The sequence below is a fragment of the Rhodoferax sp. ZS1R8 genome, from assembly GCF_056521325.1.
Window position 1 is genome coordinate 1 of the sequence record NZ_JBWMBA010000123.1, and the last position, 1,204, is coordinate 1,204.

General features: G+C 58.3%; 2 protein-coding genes. Both read left to right on the forward strand.

Annotation, left to right across the window (positions count from 1 at the left end; all coding sequences use genetic code 11):
* Window positions 1-619 (forward strand): DNA-3-methyladenine glycosylase I (locus tag AC097P_RS24320; protein ID WP_479612989.1); only part of this gene is annotated, 619 nt, incomplete at its 5' end.
* 77 nt (window positions 620-696) lie between these two features.
* Window positions 697-1,204: DUF3336 domain-containing protein (locus tag AC097P_RS24325; protein WP_479612990.1), on the forward strand; the 508-nt coding region annotated here is incomplete at its 3' end.

The window sequence follows — 1,204 nt, forward strand, 5'->3', positions numbered from 1 at the left end:
TACCGATGACAGCCAAGTCACACGCTGCGTTTGGTGTCGCGCCACGCCCCATTACCAGCACTACCACGACTTTGAGTGGGGCGTACCCGTGCACAACGACGAACGCCTGTTCGAAAAAATTTGTCTCGAGGGCTTCCAGGCGGGCCTGAGCTGGTTGACCATCCTGAACAAGCGTGAGGCTTTTCGCAAAGCCTTTGCCGATTTCGACATGGACAAGGTTGCCCTGTTTGACGACAGTGATGTCAAGCGCCTGGTGCTGGACGCCGGAATTGTGCGCCACCGCGGCAAGATTGCATCCACCATCAACAATGCCCAGCGTGCCATTGAGCTGCGCAAGGAGTTCGGGTCACTGGCAGCCTACTTCTGGAAGTTTGAGCCATCTGACACTGCGCGTCCCAACCAGATAACGCCACAGACAATGGTTGGGGTCACCACCTCGCCAGAGTCCATTGCTTTGTCCAAAGATTTGCGCATGCGCGGCTGGAGCTTTGTAGGCCCCACCACCATGTACGCATTCATGCAGGCGATGGGCTTGGTAAACGACCATTTAGAGGGGTGCGGCGCGCGGGGCAGGGCATTCACGGCGCGCTCGGCGTTTACTGTCCCACAGGTGGCTTAGCGGCGGGTGACCAGTGTGCGACAGCCATGGCAGCACTGTTTGTTACAAAATCACTGAACGAAACTGGAAAGTGATTGATGCGCGCAAGATTGACGGCCGAACAACAACGGGCCCTGGCCCAAGCCACCGACTACAACACCTGGCGCACCCACGCGGTCGACCTGGACGCCCAGGCCGGCATGGATGTCTGGAAGAGTGACCCCCACTCACCGTTTTACCAACACCGGCTCATCCAGCAGCGGCTTATCAATCTGCGCAACTGGCGCAAGGCTGGTGACTGGGCGCAGGTGATATTTAGCCTGCGCGAGGGCCTGCACCGCAACCTTGGCAATCTGGCCAGCCCTGAGCTATACAAGTACACCCGGGTGGGCACCAAATTTTTGATCGATGACTACATCACCGAAGTCACCTCACTTCTGAACTACCTGTGCGACCACGACATTCCGGGGTTGCCCTATGCGGAAAAGCTGATGTTCTTCCGGCATACCGGGCAAAGCTTTGGCCGCTCCGCCCTGATGCTCAGCGGTGGCGCCAATATGGGCATGTTCCACCTGGGGGTTATCAAGGCGCTGCGCGAGCGCAAAC